15 protein-coding genes are annotated in these 15,436 nt (G+C 66.0%); 7 read left to right on the forward strand and 8 right to left on the reverse strand.

The window, feature by feature from the left end; all coding sequences use genetic code 11:
- Positions 1-72: 72 nt before the first annotated feature.
- The 4 genes from M0R89_RS18515 to coxB are packed head-to-tail and all read right to left on the reverse strand — an operon-like array spanning position 73 to position 4,400.
- The gene (locus tag M0R89_RS18515) at positions 73-714 is read right to left on the reverse strand and encodes a hypothetical protein (protein WP_248652560.1); all 642 of its coding nucleotides are present in this window, start codon (positions 712-714) and stop codon (positions 73-75) included.
- A gap of 60 nt (positions 715-774) precedes the next feature.
- Positions 775-1,038: a cytochrome C oxidase subunit IV family protein gene (locus tag M0R89_RS18520; RefSeq protein ID WP_248652561.1), complete on the reverse strand. Its 264-nt coding sequence runs from the start codon at positions 1,036-1,038 to the stop codon at positions 775-777.
- Between the two features lie 36 nt (positions 1,039-1,074).
- Positions 1,075-3,606: a cbb3-type cytochrome c oxidase subunit I gene (locus M0R89_RS18525; RefSeq protein WP_248652562.1), complete on the reverse strand. Its 2,532-nt coding sequence runs from the start codon at positions 3,604-3,606 to the stop codon at positions 1,075-1,077.
- Positions 3,603-4,400 carry a cytochrome c oxidase subunit II gene (gene coxB / locus M0R89_RS18530; RefSeq protein ID WP_248652563.1) on the reverse strand — a complete coding sequence of 266 codons (798 nt, stop codon included), beginning with the start codon at positions 4,398-4,400 and terminating at the stop codon, positions 3,603-3,605. The genes M0R89_RS18525 and coxB overlap by 4 nt, the downstream gene beginning before the upstream one ends.
- A 96-nt stretch (positions 4,401-4,496) precedes the next feature.
- Here coxB and M0R89_RS18535 point away from each other — a divergent pair, with 96 nt between their 5' ends.
- Both M0R89_RS18535 and M0R89_RS18540 read left to right on the forward strand, forming a co-directional pair.
- Complete coding sequence (locus M0R89_RS18535) at positions 4,497-5,027, forward strand: DUF6789 family protein (RefSeq protein ID WP_248652564.1); 531 nt, start codon at positions 4,497-4,499, stop codon at positions 5,025-5,027.
- A 376-nt stretch (positions 5,028-5,403) separates the two neighbouring features.
- Complete coding sequence (locus M0R89_RS18540) at positions 5,404-6,666, forward strand: tyrosine-type recombinase/integrase (RefSeq protein ID WP_248652565.1); 1,263 nt, start codon at positions 5,404-5,406, stop codon at positions 6,664-6,666.
- 110 nt (positions 6,667-6,776) lie between these two features.
- Here M0R89_RS18540 and M0R89_RS18545 read toward each other — a convergent pair whose 3' ends face one another.
- Positions 6,777-6,977, reverse strand: coding sequence for a DUF7835 family putative zinc beta-ribbon protein (locus tag M0R89_RS18545; protein WP_248652566.1), 201 nt, complete (start codon positions 6,975-6,977; stop codon positions 6,777-6,779).
- Positions 6,978-7,215: 238 nt separating this feature from the next.
- On the opposite strand from M0R89_RS18545, the gene M0R89_RS18550 reads away from it, so the two are divergent.
- Both M0R89_RS18550 and M0R89_RS18555 read left to right on the forward strand, forming a co-directional pair.
- Entirely contained in the window at positions 7,216-8,523 is a 1,308-nt protein-coding gene (locus M0R89_RS18550) for a DUF2238 domain-containing protein (RefSeq protein ID WP_248652567.1), read from the forward strand.
- A gap of 50 nt (positions 8,524-8,573) precedes the next feature.
- A complete protein-coding gene (locus M0R89_RS18555) occupies positions 8,574-8,981 on the forward strand; it encodes a DUF8048 family protein (RefSeq protein WP_248652568.1) in 408 nt (135 codons plus the stop codon).
- A 20-nt stretch (positions 8,982-9,001) separates the two neighbouring features.
- Here M0R89_RS18555 and M0R89_RS18560 read toward each other — a convergent pair whose 3' ends face one another.
- Both M0R89_RS18560 and M0R89_RS18565 read right to left on the reverse strand, forming a co-directional pair.
- Positions 9,002-9,556 (reverse strand): NAD(P)/FAD-dependent oxidoreductase, encoded by a 555-nt coding sequence (locus M0R89_RS18560; protein ID WP_248652569.1) that lies wholly within the window; start codon positions 9,554-9,556, stop codon positions 9,002-9,004.
- Between the two features lie 78 nt (positions 9,557-9,634).
- Positions 9,635-10,639 carry an MBL fold metallo-hydrolase gene (locus M0R89_RS18565; RefSeq protein ID WP_248652570.1) on the reverse strand — a complete coding sequence of 335 codons (1,005 nt, stop codon included), beginning with the start codon at positions 10,637-10,639 and terminating at the stop codon, positions 9,635-9,637.
- A 577-nt stretch (positions 10,640-11,216) separates the two neighbouring features.
- On the opposite strand from M0R89_RS18565, the gene M0R89_RS18570 reads away from it, so the two are divergent.
- Positions 11,217-11,357, forward strand: a complete 141-nt coding sequence (locus M0R89_RS18570; RefSeq protein WP_248652571.1) for a hypothetical protein — start codon at positions 11,217-11,219, stop codon at positions 11,355-11,357.
- A 53-nt stretch (positions 11,358-11,410) separates the two neighbouring features.
- Here the strand turns inward: M0R89_RS18570 and M0R89_RS18575 are convergent, their stop codons facing one another.
- Positions 11,411-12,334, reverse strand: a complete 924-nt coding sequence (locus M0R89_RS18575; protein ID WP_248652572.1) for a hypothetical protein — start codon at positions 12,332-12,334, stop codon at positions 11,411-11,413.
- A gap of 294 nt (positions 12,335-12,628) precedes the next feature.
- Between M0R89_RS18575 and M0R89_RS18580 the strand changes: the two genes are divergently transcribed.
- Together M0R89_RS18580 and M0R89_RS18585 are read left to right on the forward strand one after the other, a co-directional pair.
- Complete coding sequence (locus tag M0R89_RS18580) at positions 12,629-13,600, forward strand: gluconate 2-dehydrogenase subunit 3 family protein (RefSeq protein ID WP_248652573.1); 972 nt, start codon at positions 12,629-12,631, stop codon at positions 13,598-13,600.
- Positions 13,600-15,375 (forward strand): GMC family oxidoreductase, encoded by a 1,776-nt coding sequence (locus M0R89_RS18585; RefSeq protein ID WP_248652574.1) that lies wholly within the window; start codon positions 13,600-13,602, stop codon positions 15,373-15,375. Before M0R89_RS18580 ends, M0R89_RS18585 begins: the two co-directional genes overlap by 1 nt.
- Positions 15,376-15,436 lie beyond the last annotated feature (61 nt).

Raw genomic sequence — 15,436 nt, forward strand, 5'->3', positions numbered from 1 at the left:
GTGACACTCCGAAATCGCGCGAAATATTCCGGTCGCGCGCCGCAGGTGCCGCCGCGCGCTCCGTTACAGTCGCTACTCTGATGGCGTTATCTTCCCGTTGTTCAGGTACACCGACGCGGGGCCCGTGACGCTGAACTCGACCATCTCCGTGCTGAACTCGTAGGCGTCGGCCCCTCGTTTCGGGCCGACGTGGCCGTAGGCGGACGTGCCCGCCACGCGCTCCTCCTCCGAAGAGGTCAGTTTCCCGACCCAGTCGTCCGCGGTGAACTCGTAGGCGGCCACGCCGCCGCCGTCGCTCCTGATTTCCAGCACGTCCGACCCCGGACCGCCGGGGATGTCGTCGGCGGTGACGGCGTCGGGGAGCGGCGGGTAGTCGTCGTCAGCGATGTCCTCGCCGTCCCGCGCGATGCTCGCCGGGCCGTTCAGACTGAGCGCCGTCAACTCGCCGGTGTACTCGAAGGTGTCCGTCCCGCGCTCGGGCCCGACCCACCCGTATCCGCGCGTCCCGTCTACCGTGTCGGTCCGGGAGTTTTCGGTCTTCGACAGCGACCCGCTGACTGTGAATTCGTAGACGGCGACCCCGCCGCCGTCGCTCTCGACGGTGAGTTCGCGGCGGGTCTCCGTCGGTGCGTCTCGTCGCAGGCCCTCGACTCCGAGGAGTCCCGCGGCGGCCCGTTTCACGAACCTGCGTCGCGTTCGCGGTCCCCGACCCATGTTCGGTTCCACGACGACCGGCGGGTTAACGCTACGGAACTGACAGCCTGCGGAGGGTACTCAGAGTATCGAGTACGCCGCGGCCGTCGTCAGCGCGAGCGCCGCGAGCAGGCCGACGAACATCGTGAACGTCACCGAGCGGGGTTCCCACTTGAGGTGCTGGTAGTACCACGCGACCATCAGCGCCTTCACGAACGAGAGGCCGATGATTATCCAGAAGGCAGTCCAGTAGGCCAGTCCGCTCGACTGCTCGACCACGACCTGCGCGGTCGCGAAGACGAACAACACGACGTAAATCGCGGTGTACAGTTTGAGTCGGGTCATAGTTTTGTCGGTGATTTTGTCAGGCGGTTTCGGTCGTCACAGGATGTAGAACAGCGGGAACAGGAACAGCCACACGATGTCCACGAAGTGCCAGTACAGTCCGAAGTACTCCACCGGTTCGTCGTCGCCGTCGAGGTACGCCCCGTTCCACGCGCGTACGAGGAGATACAGCGTCACCACCAGTCCCGCGACGACGTGGAGGCCGTGGAGACCCGTGGTCAGGTAGAACGTCGAGGAGGCGACGTTCGTCCCGATGTCCCACCCGTGGGGGAACGCCTCGGTGTGGACGTGGAACAGGTGGAGCCACTCCAAGGCCTTGTTCACGAGGAACGCGACCCCGAGGACGAACGTCGTCGCGAGCGACCCGACCAGCCCCCAGCGACTCCTCTTCTCGGCGGCCACGAGCGCGAGGACGACCGTGAAACTGCTCGTGAGCAGGATGTAGGTGTTGATGAGTCCCGGCAGCGGGACGTGGGCCTCAGGAATCAGGTGGTGCCAGTTCGTCCACCCCTCGGCGACCCGGATGAAGGCGTACGAACCGACGAACGCGCCGAACAGCACCACGTCGCTCGCGAGGAATATCCAGACGCCGAGTTTCGTGTTCTCGATGGCCTCGAACGGCCAACTCTCGCCGAACGGACCGGTCGGCGCGTGGAACGTCTCGTTCGCCATCCGGACCAGCGCGGCGAGGCCGCCGAGCAGGCCGCCCGCGGTCAGCGCGACGTAGAACCCGCCTTCGACTCCCGCGGGGTAGCTTCCCTGCTGGAGGCCCGACAGGCCGAGCAGGAGGACGAACGACGCGACGCCGACCGCGAACGGCCAGACGCTCGCGTGGCTCTCGGGTTCGTCGTCCTCCCGGACCTGCACCGCACCGGTGCCGCCGTCGGCCTCTACTTCGCCCCCGTCCGCGGCCCGACCGGGACCCCGCCGGAACTCCAGCGACCCGCTGGAGAAGGAGGGCTTGCCGGGGAAGTTCTCGAGGGGCGGCGGCGAGGGTATCGCCCACTCGGTCGTGGTCGAGTACTGCCACGGGTTGTCGTCGGCGTCCTCGCCGGTCCAGAGGCTCCGACTCAGGTTGTAGAACATCACGAGGAACGACGCGCCCAGGAGGAACCCGCCGACGGTGGCGAGTCGGTGCCACCCGACGAACGCCTCGGGGTAGACGAAGTCCCGGCGCGGGGTCTCCCACGCGACGAACATCGGGAAGTAGAGCAGGTTGAACCCGACGAAGTAGAGCGCGAAGTGGACCTTCCCGAGGAACTCGTCGTACATCTTGCCCGTCATCTTCGGGTACCAGTAGTAGAGACCGCCCACCAGCGCGGTCACGCCGCCGACCATCACGTAGTGGAAGTGCGCGACGACCCAGTAGGTGCCCCGGAACTCGTAGTCCAAGACGACCGCCCCGAGGAAGACGCCCGTGATGCCCCCGAGGATGAACAGCACCAGCGCGCCGAACGAGAAGAGGAACGGCGTCGTGAAGCGCACTTTCCCCTTGACGAGGGTGTAGATGAGCGCGAACACCATCAGGTCGAAGGGCAGCGAGATGCCGATGGTGGTCGCCATGAACAGCGTCTTTATCTGGAGGTTGATGCTCGTCAGGAACATGTGGTGCATCCAGACGAGGAAGCTCTGGAGCGCGACCAGCACCATCGCCGCGATGAACCACTTCCGGCCGACGAGGCGCTTTCCGGTGAACGTCTGGAAGCACTCGGCCATCACGCCGAGCGCCGGGAAGAAGACGATGTACACCTCGGGGTGGCCGAAGAACCAGAACAGGTGCGCCCAGAGCAGCGACCCGGCGTGACCGGTCGCCGCGAAGTACTGGGTGCCGAACAGGCGGTCGGCCGAGAGAATCATCAGCGCCGCCAGCAGGGCGGCGAACGCGAACAGCATCATCCACGTCGTCAGGAGGATTGTCCACGTGAACAGCGGCATGCGCCGGAGCGTCAGTCCCTCGGCGCGCATCCGGTGCATCGTCGTCAGGAAGTTCACCGACCCGACCGTCACCGACGCGGTGAACATCACGAGCGCCAGCACCGCGGTGCTCGCGCCGATGTTCGGCGTGTACACCGGGAGGTTGAGCGGCGCGTACATCGTCCACCCGCCCGCGAAGGTGCCGCCTTGGAAGAACGACACTCCGAGCAGAATCCCCGAGAAGAGGTAGAGCCAGTACGACAGCGCGTTGAGTCGCGGGAACGCGAGGTCCTTCGCGCCGATCTGAAGCGGGACGACGTAGTTCGCGAACCCGAACGCGAACGGCGAGAGGAACCAGAACACCATGATGAGACCGTGGGCCGAGACGGCCTGATTGTACTGGAGCGGTTCGAGGAGCGTCGCGCCGGGCGTCCACATCTGGGCGCGAATCAGCAGGGCCATCACGCCCCCGAACACGAGGAAGAAGAGCGCGGTGACGGTGTAGAGGACGCCGATGTCCTTGTGGTTGGTCGTGACCAGCCACCGCTTGACGCTGGCCGGGTCCGGCAGGTCGTGGTGGTGGTCTGCCCCGTGGGTCGCGTCGGCGTACCCTCCGTCCGGTTCGGTGTCCGCGTCGTCGGTCGGGGCGCTCATGCGACTGCCCTCCGCACGTTCGGCGCGCCCGCCGCGTTCGGCGCTTCCGGCGGTGCGTCGAGCGCGGAGCTATTCGAACTCGACGCGTTCTCGTACCACGACCGGTACTCGTCGGGTTCCATCACCACGACCTCAGCGGTCATGTACGAGTGGCCGGCGCCGCACAACTCGAAGCATCGGGCCTCGTAGCTCCCCGTCTCGTTCGCGAGGAACCACGTGTCCGTCGTCTGCCCCGGAATGGCGTCGGTCTTCACCCGTAACTCCGGCACGCCGAACGTGTGAAACACGTCCTCGGAGGTCACGCTGAGGTGAATCGTCTGCCCTTCGGGCACGCGCAGGGTGTTGGACGTGTGTCCGTTCGGGTAGACGAACTCCCATCCGAACCGGAAGCCGACGACTTCGATTTCCACGTCTTCCTCGCCGTCACCCGGCGGATTCTTCTCGACGTACAACAGGGTTCCGTAGGTCCACGCGATGAGCGACACCACGATTATCGTACTCAGTCCGAACGAGAGGAACAGTTTCCGACCCCCGCCGCCGCCCGACGGGAGTTCGCCGACCCTCGGCGCGTCGTCGCCCCGCGCGTCGCCCGCCGGCACATCGTCGTCCCGGTACTTGTAGGCGTTGTACACCATGTAGCCGACGACGACGACGCCCACGAGCGTCCCCAACACCAGAAACACCGTGAATATCTGACGGAACACCTCTACCCGCGTCCCCTTCGGTACGATTCCAGACTGGAGCGGTCCGAACACTCCGGCGGGGAGGAACAACTCTCCGACCGACGGGTTCATGCTACGTGACAACAATCTTCATGCACTTATCGGTTTCCCACAAACTTTCGTGATGTAACGGGAACGCTTTTGCATTGTCGAATGGTATCGTATCACATGAGTGGGGACGAATCAGAGTTCACGACCGAACTGACCGAAGACGTAACCGAGGGGACGGAACCGGACTTCGACCACTTGTGGGGAATCGTCGTCGACGGCTTCATCGGTGCGGTCGGCGGACTGGTGGGAACCGGCGCGTTGACCATCGGTCTCCTCATCGCCGCGTCGCTGAACGCGTTTCAGATAGAGAGCTTCGGAACGCTGGCCGAACTGACGGGGTTCAACGCCGTCCTGCCGCTGAGTCCGACCGCGGTCGGCTACGTCCTGTTCCTGTTGACCGGGATGGTGATGTGGCCGCTCCTGTTCGCCTCCATCGGAGCGTACCTGCCGGGCGACAAGTACGCTACGAAGGGCGTCCCGTTCGGATTCGTTCTGTGGACGGGGTTCGCGCCCGCCTTCTACGAGGGGTACACCGGACTGGCGATGGTGCTCTACTTGGCGCTGACCCTCGGCGCGCACTTCTCGTACGGGTTCACGCTCGGGGCCGTCTTCGACTACCTCGGCGACCGCCCGCAGACGCTGGTGTGAGTCGAGGCGGGGTCTCGCACTTCGACTCCTACCTCTTTTTCCGCACGCGACTAGCCCGGAGGGCACTCTCTGGCCCTAAACCGGCGAGTAATCAAGCGCCGGAACGGTGCTGGCGAGGTTCGGTCTTTAGCCAATTCCCTATATCGTAATACAGTTTATCTGCTATGGCTCGAACAACCGCCGATTCGCCGTGGGGACAACAGTCCACAGCGGACCGTTATCTCCACGGAACCATAAGTAATAAGAAAGAACTGCCGAGAAGGGCGTGTATGGTGGTCTTGAAATCGCGGTTCCGCTCGTCGCACGGGCTTGTCCCCCGGATTCGGCGCGACGGTCGCCGTCCGACCGATGACGCGTCGGCGAGAGGTGGGAAAGCGTGACCGAATCGGCCGACGACCCGTTCGCGGACGTGCGCTGGACGACCTGCTCGCTCGACGACTTCCGGGACCTCTACTGGGAAATCGTCGCCCCGCGACTCCGTGCGGAGGGTCGGGACCCCGAGACCGACCGGCCGACCCACCGCTGGTTCCGCGAGGAGGGACTCCGGGCCTTCCTCGCGGCCCTCCGCCGCCACCACGGCCGCTCGTTCGGCGATTTCTGGCGCGAGGACCTCGGACTCGGCGGTGACGAGGGCTACGACTGGGCGACCGACCACGACGAGACGCGCGATGCGCTGGAGACGTTTCTCGACCGGCGTCGTCGTCGCCACTCGCTCCGCGAATCGACGATAGAGGCCAAGCGCAGGCGGTTGAACGCCTACGTCCTCGCCTACCGCGAAGCGAACGACACCGGCGACCTGCTCTCGCCGGTCGCCCGCGATTCGGAAACCCCGACTCACGAGGCAGTTCACGCCTGTTACGCCGCCTTCGACTGGATAAACGCCCGGGAGTACAGCGCCAGAACGAAGGCCCGCGTCCGGAGCGTCGTCGACGGGTGGTACCAGCACCTCGTCGGCCGCCGACTCGCCGCGGTGAACCCGGCGACTGGTCTCTACGACGAGTTCAAGTGGCAGGTCGAGTCGTCGGACCCCTCTCCGCTCTCTCACTCTCACGTGCGCGCTCTCGTGCGCGCGGCCGACTCCCCTCGCGAGCGTCTGCTGGTCGTCGCGCTCGCGGCGTGGGGACTCCGGGCGAACGAGGTCGCCAGCCTCCACGTCTCCCAGTTCGTCCGGGACGTGGGCGAGGACGAGGCCCCCTACGTCACCTTCGCCGAGCGCAAGAACGGGCCGGGCGAGGTAAACCTCGTCTACGGTCTCGACGCGCTCGACGCCAGACTCGACGAACTCGCCGCTCGCGAGGAGTGGTCGGGTTACCTCTTTCCCTCCTCCCGGGGCGCGGACCCCCACGCGACCCGCGAAACCGTCTGGTCGTGGTTTCGAGAGTTGGCCGAGCGCGCGGACCTGCCCGAGAGAATCGACGGCGAGCGCCCGAGTCCACAGCTCTGTCGGCGCTACTGGTACGACACGTACACCTCCGTCCTCGAAGCGGTGCTGGAGGGGTTGGAAGACATCGCCGCCGAGCAGGGGAGCGACGACCCGCGCGTCGTCCTCTCGAACTACCTCTCCGAGGAGCGTTCGCGGAAAGTTCGGCGGGAGTTCATGCGGTCGGAACTGGCCGAGGCGTTCGAGGGCAGCGTGTAAACTCTATTCCGATATACTCAATCCCGTCCGCGCGCGTTCGGTCGAGAGAAAACGAGTCCGGTTGTTTCGGTACAGTACGTCGGCGCGCGTCGGTCGTCGAGGTCCGTCGGTCAGGCGTCGTTCATCCGCTTGGCCGTCGTCTCGCCACACTTCATGCACTCGGTGACGCGGTAGGGTTCCCGCGAGAACTCGGTGTTCTCCTTCTTCTTGCTCTCGGTCTGGATTTCGATGGTCACGTCGTGGGGTGTCGACTCTTCACATTCCTCGCACATTTCGGTGGTCTCGGCGAACGTCGAATTTTGGGTTGCCATTTGTCTTCACCCACATCTTCGGAATCCTTCCCTATCAACCGGTAACTCGGTTGAAACGCGTTCCGCGAATTCGAACGGTTGCAACCCCAGTCAATGCGGGATTTTCTCGCTCGGTGCCGGGCTTTCTGAACCGTTCTCACTTCGTTCGGACCGTTTTGTTCGTCCGACGTTCGTGCGTATCGCCGGCCGAGTTGGAGGTGGCTTTACCCTTTTAGGCCCACCCGACGTACCGGACTTCGTGTCCGACGACGTTTCCACCGGCGATTTCCCCGGTCGGCGACGGAACGCTGTGCTCGCGTGGGCCGCGATGCTCGCCATCGCCGCGGCCGCGGCAATCAGTGCAATCAGTGGCGACTACCTCTGGACGGGACTCGGCCTCGCCGCCGTCGTGGTCGCGGCGATACCGGCGGTCGCGTACCGCCGATGGTCGGCGGCGCTGCCGTGGGAGGTGGTCGCGTTCCTCGCGGTCCCCTACGCGCTCCAGTCGCTCGACCTCTTCCTCCCGCGGTCGATTGCGACGTATCTGGTCGTCCCGGCGCTCGCGCTGGCAGTCGCGGTCGAGTTCGACGCCTTCACCGCGGTCGAGATGTCCCCCGGATTCGCCGTCGTCTTCGTCGTCACCGCGACGATGGCCGCTGCGGGCACGTGGGCGGTGGTCCGATGGGTCGCCGACTTGGCGTTCGACACGCAGAACCTGCGGGGTCTCTACAGCGTGATGTGGTCGCTGGCCGCCGCGACGGGAATCGGCGTCGTCGCCGGCGTCGCTTTCGCCGTGTACTTGCGCCGAGTGGACCGCGAACGACTCGGGTTTCGGACCGATGACTCGCGCCAGCGCCCGTCGCCGCGCTCGCCGCGGAGCGGGCCGTCTCGGGCCGACGACGGGAACCGGAACGTCGGTGGAACTGACCTCCGCGGCCGATTCGGACTGTCCGAACGACGCCAGCGGCAGGTCGTCCGGGGGTTGCAACTCGCACTCGCCGCCGTCCTCATCGTGGGACTCGTCCAGCGGAGCGTCGGCGTCGTGGTCAACGCCGGCGTCGCCCTCGCGGTGACGGGACTCCCCGGTCTGCTCGAACACGATTACGGACTGCCAATCGACACGGGCCTGACGCTCTGGATTGTCGTTCCGGTGTTCCTCCACGCCATCGGGTCGTTCGGTCTCTACGACGCCATCGGACTCTGGGACAACCTCACACACACCCTCTCGTCCTCGCTGGTCGCCGCCGTGGGGTACGCGACGGTCCGGGCCTTCGACGTTCACGACGCCGAGGTCTACTTCCCCCGGAAGTTCGTCGCCGCGTTCATCCTGATATTCACGATGGCGTTCGGCGTTCTCTGGGAACTGCTGGAGTTCGGTATCGACGGGTTCGCGTCCCAGACCGGGATGGAGAGCATTCTCGCCCAGCACGGTCTCGCCAACACGATGACCGACCTCGTGTTCGATTGTCTGGGTGCGTTCGTGGTCGCGGTCTGGGGCGGGGCGTACCTCGCCGGGGTCTCGCGGTCGCTCGCCGACCGGATGACCGCCGACGGCGAGTCCGAGTGAGTCCTGCCAGTAGTTCTCTAAACCCCGTCGCCGTAGAACGGGGGACACTCATGACCGACGTTCAGCACCCGTTCTCGAGCGACCGAATAGCGGCCGTCGCCGACGAACGCGGCGTGGACGAGACGGACCTCGACCGAGCGCTCGCCGACGTGCAGGACGCTATCTCGCGCGGTACCGGCGACGAGTACGAGTACTCCTCCCAGCACAACTACGGATGGCGCGACGAGGAGGCGTACTACCTCTACGGCGACGGCATCTGGGAGACGCTCCGCGGGGAACTCTCGCTGTCCGAGACGGTCGCCGATGCCGCGCGCGAGGTCCACCGTCGCAAGATGGTGGCGTCGGCCGAGGAGCGTGGCGAACGAGAGTCCTTCGAGGAGATGCTGGCCGACGAAACCGAACCGCTGGTAGTCGTGGACACCGCGAGCGACCCGCCGCTCTACGGGCAGGACGTGTAGAAAATCGGCTCGCGTTTCGGCTACTCCTCGTCCGGTACGTCGAAGTCGTGGACCGGTTCGCCCGCCTCCTCGCTCATTATCTGAAGCGCGGCCGCGCCGCCGTCGCCTGCGGAGATGACGGCCTCCCACTTCTGGTCGCGTATCATCGACCCGACCGCGTAGGCGTTCTCGACGCTGGTCCGCATGTTGAGGTCCACGTCCACCAGACCGTCGTCGGTCGTCTCGCAACCCAACTGCTCGGGGAGTTCGGTGTCGGTTCCGGTCGCGAAGACGACGTACTTCGCGTCGTACTCGTCGTCGTCGGTGGTGAGGATGAACGCGTCTCCGGCGTTCTCTACGTCCGTGACCTCCTCGCCGACGCGGAGGTCGGCGTCGAAGTTCTCGACCTGTTCGCGCGCGTCCTCCATGAACTCGCTACCGCGTATCTCGTCGATGCCGAGGTAGTTGTACACGTGAGCCTTGTGCATCCACGTCTCGTCGGTGTCGAACACGACCGTGTCGAGGTCGTTTTTCGCGGTGAACAGTCCGGCGCTGAGTCCGGCGGGTCCGCCGCCGACGATTGCGACTTTAGGCATACGAAGCGTGTTCGACCTCTTCGCGGGTAAGTATTGTCGCGGGCGGCGGTTCCTGCCGGTTTCGGCCCAGCTACCCACTCAGAAGTCGTCCAATCGCGTCTGGTCGCCGAGCAGCGGCCGGGCGTCGTAGCCGTGGTGGGTCGCGAGGTGGTCGGCGAACGCCTCGTCGTAGCCGTGGTGCGTGTAGACCGCTTCGGGGTCCACCGCCTCGACGGTCGCGACCAGTTCGTCGAAGTCGCAGTGGTCGGTCAGCGGGAAGGTGGCGTCGTACCCGCCGCGGTAGCGGAACGACTCGTCGACGGCCCACCCGGAGAACCCGGCCTTCAGAGCGCCGTGGCGTTCCGCGAGGTCGGCGACCCAATCGCTCCGCGCGAGGTTGGTCGGCACGACCAGAATCTCGTCGCCCGCGAGTCCGTCGCGCTCTCGCTCCGCCAGCGACTCGGCCGGGAACGAGAGGTCGGTGGCCGCCTCGATGGCGTCGTTGACGGTCGCCACCGCGTCGTGGACCGCGACCGGTCGGTTGGTCGCCTGCCGGGCGAGGCGCTGGAGTTTCTGGGCGCGACCCAGCGAGTAGCCGAACAGGACCAGCGGCCGGTCGGGGTTGTCGGCAAGCCAGTCCCGAATCCGGGCCTGTAACTCGTCCTCCGGCGGGAACCGGTAGTTCGGGTCGCCGTACGTGGTCTCCATCACCAGCACGTCGGCGTCCACCGGTTCGAACCCCTCCAAGTAGAGTCGGTCGCGGACCGAGAAGTCGCCGGTGTAGAGGTAGCGCCGGGCGGCCCCGTCGGGGCGGGCGGTCCCGTCGTCTTCGACCAGCGCGGCCCGCGACCCGACGACATGACCCGACGGGAGCAGCGTCACCTCGTCGGTCCCTTCGCGGAACTCCGGCACCGTCGCGCCGGTCCGGGCCTCGACTAGCGCGGCGGTCGCGGCCGAACAGACCACCGTTTCCGGAGTCCGCCGGAACGTGTGGTCGGCGTGGGCGTGGCTCACGATGTTCACGTCTCCGACCGCGCTCGACGCGTCGGCGACGTACGTCCGGCCCGCCGAGATGTGGACGCCGTCCTTCCGTCGAACCGTCATCGACGGTTGTGGGGGCCAGAGGGTAATCAGTCTCGCGCTTCGGGGGTCGGGCGGGAGCGGAGGCCAGTCAGGTAGTGTGGGAGGCCGTGAAGTCGGTCAGACGTACGGTCGGCCGTCGCGCCAGTCAGCGACGCGACCGCTATCCGAAGGCGTGGTTATAGTCACGGAAAAGAAATATCTACACACCTTTCAAGTGACTCTGTATGTTCTCCTCGGTCACGCCGCCCGATTCACCTCGCTCCTCTCCGCGTCCACTGCTCCGCTCGTCCGTCACCCCGTCGTTTCCGCTGTCCGGTCGACTGGAGGCTCCGCCGTTCGTCACCCCGCGCTTTCCGCTGTTTCGCCACTGGGGACCTCTGCCGCCCCGTCACCTCGAAATTCCGCCGTCTCACTGCTCCGAGAACTCAATTTCTCGTCACGCCGACGGTTCCGCCGTCCGGACCGGTGCCGGCACGCGATTCGTCGGTCGCGTCACACCGGGATTTCCGCTGTTTCGCGCCGCGCGACGAGTCGCGCGGGACTCCCGCGCCGTCCCCCGGGCGACCCGCTTTTACCCGTCCGTCCCGTCTCTCCGGGCGTGATTCGCCTCCCGATTCGGCGGTGTCCGAACTGCTGGTACGTCGGCCTGACTCGGACGTTCGTCTCCGAGGAGAGCGACGGCTACCGTTGTCCGCGGTGCGACGCCGAAGTCGAGGCCCCTGACCCCCGACTCGCCTGAGATTGCGAAGCGTCCGGCGCGCCTCGGGCCACACCGGCGTTTCCGCTGTTTCGTCACGCGCCGACCGGCGGCCGGGTCGAGTCCGCGGCGGACCCGTTTCCGGCGGACTCGTTGCCCGCGACGAGTCGAATCTGGGCGGTCGCGTTGCTGTCGAACGCCTGCACCGAGTGGGTGTAGGTCCCCGTCGAGTCCGGAAGCGGGACCGGTGCGACCTGGAACGTCACGTTCGTCGAGGCGTTCGGCGCGAGTTGGACGACTTGCCTGCCGAGCGTCACGTCGCCGAACTCGTACCGCACGATTTCGGTGCCGTTCTGCTGGCCCGGATTGGTGACGCGCGCGCTCACGGTGTACCCCTCTCCGAGCGGAACGCGCTCGGGCGCCGAGAAGTTCGTGACCACGAAACTGCTCCGGTCGAGGCCCCGGTCGGTCGGTTCGTCGGTCCCGCCCGCCGCGGGCGGCGCGGCCCCGACGAAGCCCCTGATTATGGCGGTTCCGAGGCGGTAGTCGAACTGACCGGCCGCGAAGCGACCGAACGAGACGGTGTACTGCGCGCCGCCGAATCCCGGAGCGCCGCTCCCGAGTCGCTGGAGGAACCGCTCGCCGACGGCCACGCGCAGGTTCGTGACGCTCGCGTCCTGTTCGGGGTTCTGGGTCGTGAGCGTCTTGACGAACACCGACCCGGTCCCCTGTCTCACCGTGAGGAGGACTTCCTCGACCCCGACGGTGGTGTCGCCGACGGTCACCGCGGCGCTCGGTATCAGGATTGACCTGCGACTGTCGTTGCCAGACGCGTTGTCCTCCGCCTGTGCGAGCGCCGCGCCACGCTCGCCGGCCGCGTCGTCGCTCGCCGCGCCGACGGTCGCCCCATCTGCAGTCGTTGCAGGCAGTGCGGCGACCGCCCCCGCACTTCCGGACGCGACTATCAGTCCAAGTACGCACAGTACGACTCTCGAACGCCCTGATTTCGCCACTTTCATTCCGCACGCTCTACCCCGCCCGCCGAAATAAACGCCGCCAACTGTTCATACCGTTCACACCTCTCGACGAGACGCCGCGGAAATCGACCGCGAGGGAGCGTCTCCCCGTTTACTCACGACTCGTTGTGTCGAATTAGATACCAGATTCCGGTCGCGCAACTCGAAGTTGCACGCGGGAAACAGCGCGAGGAAAACGTCCGCCGTCGTGACAACGAATCGGTAACGTGTGAATTGGTGACAACAATCACGTGGTATTAATCTGACTTCTGTCTCACCCCGACCGGGGGAAATTTCGTGCCAGAACAACCGAACGACGAGGAGGAACCGCGGTTCGACTTCACCCGACGCTCGTTTCTGGGCAACAGCGGGCTTGCCGGCGGCGCGATGATGCTCGCCGGGCAGGCCATCGAGACGGCGAGGGGCGAAGACGGCGACCGGAGACCTTCGCAGTCGGAATCCGGCGGAGACGTGGGCGTGGACGAAGAGGGCTTGGAGTTCTTCGACATCCCGCAGGCCAGACTGGTACAGGCGATGGCCGCGCGCATCATGCCGTCCGACGAGGTGGGTCCGGGCGCGGTGGAACTCGGCGTCGTCTACTTCATCGACGAGCAACTCAACAGCGAGTACGGCGTCGCCGCCGACTGGTACATGGAGAAGCCGTTCGTGAACCGCTACGACGGAGCGAAGCCCAATCAGGGGTGGCAGTCGCGGCTCACCCCCGCCGAGGTCTACGAGAACGCCCTCGAGTGGATAGAGGAGTACACCAGCCAGCGGTACGGCAAGAGCTTCCTCGACCTCTCGGACGAGCAGAAAGACGAGGTGCTGCAGGCGCTCGACGACAACGAGGTCGACACGTTCCGGTCCATCCAACCGGAGGAGTTCTTCAGGCTCATCCGGTTCAACACCATCGAGGGGATGTACTGCGACCCGATGTACGACGGCAACCGGAACATGGACGGGTGGCGCATGAAGCGGTTCCCCGGTTCGCCCGGCGCGCTCGGGAGCTACCGGGACCTCATCGACCGCGGCGAGTTCATTCGCATCCCGCCCCGCGACGTGGAGGACGACGTGGAGTCGCTCGGCGTGGAGTCCGGCAGCGAGTCCTCGGAGGCCGCTCAGTCGAGCCACCGCCACGGCCCGCGGTACGAACTCGACGACGGCCCGGACGAGGACGACGAGGGCCACCACGAACGGGGCGGCGGTGACTCCGGCGACGGTCACGACGACGGGTCCGGTGACTCCGACGGCGAAGGAGGTGGACACTGATGGCTCAGCGACTCGACCCAGTGGACGTGGTGACGGTCGGCGCGGGTTGGACCGGGAGCATCGTCGCCAAGGAACTCGCGGAGGACGGCAAGCAGGTCGTCAGTCTCGAACGCGGCGAGGAGCGGAGTCCGCAGGACTACCTCACGATGCACAACGAACTGCGGTACGCGCTCCGCTACGAGTTGATGCAGGACCTCTCGAAGGGGACCATCACGTTCCGGAACACCCCCGACGAGCAGGCCCTGCCGATGCGCCGACTCGGGTCGTTCCTCCTCGGCAAGGGAGTCGGCGGCGCGGGCGTCCACTGGAACGGCCAGACGTGGCGCTTCCTACCTTACGACTTCCAGATTCGGTCGAAGACCATCGAGCGCTACGGCCGCGACAAGATTCCCGAGAACATGCTCCTGCAGGACTGGGGCATCACCTACGAGGAACTCCGGCCCTACTACCTCGAATTCGAGAAATTGTGTGGCATCTCGGGCAACGCGGGCAACCTCGAAGGCGAGATTCAGGACCAAGGCAACCCCTTCGAGGGTCCGCGCGCGGAGGACTACCCGACGCCGCCGATGAAGACCACGCCGCCGCTGGAGCGGTTCATGGACGCGGCGGCGGACCTCGGCTACCACCCGTTCATGTCGCCGTCGGCGAACCTCTCGGAGGCGTACACCAACCCCGACGGCGTCTCGCGCGGGGCGTGTCAGTACTGCGGGTTCTGCGAGCGGTTCGGCTGCGAGTGGGGCGCGAAGGCCGACCCGACCGTCACCGCCCTGCCGGTCGCCAAGGAGACCGGCAACTTCGAACTCCGGACGCAGGCGGAGGTCCGCAGGCTGATATACGACCCCAAGAGAGGTCGGGTGACGGGCGTGAAGTACGTCGACACCGTCACGGGCGAGGAGTACATCCAACCGGCCGAGACCGTCGCGCTCACGGCCTACGTCCTCCACAACGTCCGACTCCTGTTGCTGTCGGACATCGGCGAACCCTACGACCCGGAGAACCCCGAGGACAGCGGTAACGTCGGGAAGAACTACTGTTACCAGAACTTCGGCGGGAGCGCGACCGGATTCTTCGACGACGAGGAGTGGAACCTCTACATGGGAGCGGGCGCGCTCGGCGCGACAGTCGACGACTTCAACGGCGACAACTTCGACCACACCGGACTCGACTTCCTCCACGGCGGCGAGATATACATCACCCAGACCGGTCGCCGGCCCATCGTCAACAACCCGGTGCCGCCGGGCGTCGAGCGAAACTGGGGGTCGGAGTTCAAGCAGGCCAGCGTCGACTACTTCAACAGTTCGCTGTCCATCTCCGCGCAGGGCGCGGTCCTCCCGTACGTGGACAACTACCTCGACCTCGACCCGACGTACACTGACGAGTACGGCGACCCGCTCCTCCGGATGACGTTCAACTGGAAGGAGCAGGACCGGCGACTCGCGGAGTACACCGGCGAGAAGTGCCGCGAGATAATGGAGGCGATGGACCCCGACGAGATGAGTTACAGCAGCACGGTCATCGGCGAGGGCGGCGACTACGACATCCGGCCCTACCAGTCCACCCACAACACCGGCGGTGCCATCATGGGGCCGAACCCGGACGTGTCGGTCGTGAACAGCTACCTCCAGTGCTGGGACGCAGAGAACCTGTTCATCCCCGGCGCGTCGGCGTTCCCGCACAACAGCGGCTACAACCCCACGGGGACCGTCGGTGCGCTCGCGTTCCGGGCGGCCGACGGCATCAAGCAGTACCTCAAACGCCCGCGGATGCTCGACTGAGCGAGTCGAGAGCCAGTCGAGCAGTTCCGCTTCGATTCTCCGTCGTTCTCCCTTCCGTCGT

Source organism: Halorussus limi (assembly GCF_023238205.1).
In the GTDB taxonomy this organism is placed as follows: Archaea; Halobacteriota; Halobacteria; order Halobacteriales; family Haladaptataceae; genus Halorussus; species Halorussus limi.

What these genes read in the sequence shown, in the direction of transcription:
- M0R89_RS18575 (WP_248652572.1), bottom strand. Translation starts at nt 12,334, where the DNA reads ATGAAAGTGGCGAAATCAGGGCGTTCGAGAGTCGTACTGTGCGTACTT.
- M0R89_RS18585 (WP_248652574.1), top strand. Translation starts at nt 13,600, where the DNA reads ATGGCTCAGCGACTCGACCCAGTGGACGTGGTGACGGTCGGCGCGGGT.
- M0R89_RS18535 (WP_248652564.1), top strand. Translation starts at nt 4,497, where the DNA reads ATGAGTGGGGACGAATCAGAGTTCACGACCGAACTGACCGAAGACGTA.
- M0R89_RS18565 (WP_248652570.1), bottom strand. Translation starts at nt 10,639, where the DNA reads ATGACGGTTCGACGGAAGGACGGCGTCCACATCTCGGCGGGCCGGACG.
- M0R89_RS18520 (WP_248652561.1), bottom strand. Translation starts at nt 1,038, where the DNA reads ATGACCCGACTCAAACTGTACACCGCGATTTACGTCGTGTTGTTCGTC.
- coxB (WP_248652563.1), bottom strand. Translation starts at nt 4,400, where the DNA reads ATGAACCCGTCGGTCGGAGAGTTGTTCCTCCCCGCCGGAGTGTTCGGA.
- M0R89_RS18525 (WP_248652562.1), bottom strand. Translation starts at nt 3,606, where the DNA reads ATGAGCGCCCCGACCGACGACGCGGACACCGAACCGGACGGAGGGTAC.
- M0R89_RS18545 (WP_248652566.1), bottom strand. Translation starts at nt 6,977, where the DNA reads ATGGCAACCCAAAATTCGACGTTCGCCGAGACCACCGAAATGTGCGAG.
- M0R89_RS18515 (WP_248652560.1), bottom strand. Translation starts at nt 714, where the DNA reads ATGGGTCGGGGACCGCGAACGCGACGCAGGTTCGTGAAACGGGCCGCC.
- M0R89_RS18555 (WP_248652568.1), top strand. Translation starts at nt 8,574, where the DNA reads ATGACCGACGTTCAGCACCCGTTCTCGAGCGACCGAATAGCGGCCGTC.
- M0R89_RS18560 (WP_248652569.1), bottom strand. Translation starts at nt 9,556, where the DNA reads ATGCCTAAAGTCGCAATCGTCGGCGGCGGACCCGCCGGACTCAGCGCC.